A 2,386-nucleotide genomic window follows, 5' to 3' on the forward strand; every position below is an offset into this window, starting at 1 on the left:
GCCTCACCCAGATCGAACGCCCGGTAGACCACCCGCTCGATCGCCCGAGGATCCCGGACGTCGGTCTTGCCCATCTCCAAAAACCGGCCGCCGTCCGCCGTCAGCCGCAGCGACGCGTCCACGAACTCACCCGCGAGCGCGTTCAGTACGACGTCCACACCCCGGCCACCGGTCACCGCCCGGAACTTCTCCTCGAAGCCCAGATCACGCGACGACGCGATGTGATCGTCGTCCAGCCCCAGACCCCGCAGCGCCTCCCACTTGCCCTCACTCGCGGTCGCGAACACCTCCGCACCCAGATGCCGCGCCAGCTGCACCGCCGCCATGCCCACACCGCCCGCACCGGCGTGCACCAGCACCGACTCCCCCGCCCGCAGACCCGCCAGCTCGGTCAGGCCGTAGTAGGCGGTCAGGAACACCAGCGGCATCGACGCCGCCTGTTCGTCGGTCCATCCGTCGGGGACCGGGACCAGGAACCGCTCGTCGATCAGGACGTCGGTGCCCAGTCCGCCGGGCACCATGCCCATCACCCGGTCCCCGGCCCGCAGCCCGGTGACCTCGGGGCCGGTCTCCGTGACGACGCCGACGGCCTCGGCGCCGAGGAGTCCGGCCTCACCCGGGTACATGCCCAGCGCGTTGAGCACGTCGCGGAAGTTCAGCCCGGCCGCCCGCACCGCGAGGCGCACCTCCCGGCCCTCCGGCGCCCGCAGCACCTCGGGGCAGGCGGTGAGGGTGAGGGCGTCCAGGTTGCCCTTGGCGGTGCTGTCCAGCCGCCAGGGGCCGTGGGCCGGGGGCAGCAGTCCGGCACCGGTGACCGCCCGGTCGAGGCGGCCGACGAGGACCTCCCCGTCCCGTACGACGAACTGGGCGTCGCCGCTCGCCAGGAGCTCCGGCAGCAGCGGCAGCACGGCCTCGACGCGGCTGTCCGCGTCGAGGTCGAGCAGGGCGAAGCGGGTGGGGTTCTCGGAGTGCGCGGCGCGCAGCAGACCCCAGACGGCCGCGGCCGCCAGGTCCTCGACCCGGTCGCCGTGCCCGGAGCACATCGCGCCCCGGGTGACGAACACCAGCCGGGCCGTCTCGAAGCGGTCCTGCCGCAGCCACTCCTGCACCAGGTCGAGGGCGTGCGCGAGAAGCGTGTGCGTGGCCCGCGGCACGTCCTCGCCGTGGCCGTCGCCGGACACGGGGACGCACACCAGGGTCTCGGCGCCGGTGAGACCGTCCAGGGCGGCCGCGGCGGCGTGGGTGCCGAGCGCGGGCAGGACGGCGTGGCGGACCGAAGGGTCGGCGGCGGTCTCGGGGGCGGCGGTCCACTCCAGGCGGAGCAGTGAGTCCAGCTCGGTGCGGTGGGCGGCGGGCGCCTGCATCCCGGCGGGGACGCGCAGCACCAGCGACTCGGCCGACAGGACTGGCGCGCCCTCGACGTCCACGGCGGCGATCGAGACCGAGTCCTCACCCGTGCGGGCGACCCGGAAGCGGACCACGGAGGCGCCGCCCGCGTGCAGCGACACCCCTCCCCACAGGAACGGCAGCAGCTTGTGCTCGTCGTCCAGGCCGGCGAAGCCGACGGACTGCACGGCGGCGTCGAGCAGGGCCGGGTGCATGCCGTAGTAACCGGCGTCGTCCGCCTCCGCCGGGAGCACGGCCTCGACGAACGCCTCCTCACCGCGCTTCCACACGGCGCGGATGGTGCGGAAGACGGGTCCGTACTCGGTGCGGTCGTAGAAGCCTTCCAGGTCGGCGGCGACCGCGTTCTGCGGGGGCCAGACACGCGCGTCGAAGCCGACGGTCCGCGTGTCCGTGCCGAGCACGCCGGCCGCGTGCTCCGTCCAGGTCGCCTCCGGCGCGTCGGCGGCCCGCGAGTACAGGCTCACCTTGCGGGCACCGGTCTCGTCGGGCGCCCCGACCCACACCTGGACGACGACGGCCCCGTCCTCGGGCAGCAGCAGCGGCGTGGCGAGGGTGAACTCCTCGACGCATGCGCAGCCGACCTCGTCACCGGCGCGCACGGCCAGTTCCAGGAAGCCGGTGGCCGGGAAGAGGACCATGCCGCCGCCGACGGTGTGGTCGGCCAGCCAGGGGTGTGTGGTGAGCGACAGGCGCCCGGTGAACAGCACGCCCTCGGAGGCGGCGAGCGCCGTGGCGGCGCCCAGCAGCGGGTGCTCGGCGGGGCGGAGCCCCGCGCCCGTGACATCACCGGTGTGGGCCGCCGGGCGGGGCCAGTACCGCTCGTGGTGGAAGGCGTACGTCGGCAGCGCCACCCGGCGCGCACCCGTCCCCTCGAAGCACGGTGTCCAGTCGATGTCGACGCCGGTGACGTGGAGCCGGGCCAGCGCGGTGAGCAGCGCGGTCTCCTCGGGACGGTCCTTGCGCAGCACCGGCACCGACA

At 74.6% G+C, this 2,386-nt stretch carries 1 protein-coding gene; it reads right to left on the bottom strand.

Going from position 1 to position 2,386, the window contains the following annotated elements; translation table 11 throughout:
- A partial coding sequence (locus AB0A94_RS38615; protein ID WP_361751704.1) for a polyketide synthase dehydratase domain-containing protein occupies window positions 1-2,386 on the bottom strand: 2,386 nt, incomplete at both ends.

The sequence above is a fragment of the Streptomyces sp. NPDC044984 genome, assembly GCF_040646935.1.
Lineage (GTDB): Bacteria > Actinomycetota > Actinomycetes > Streptomycetales > Streptomycetaceae > Streptomyces.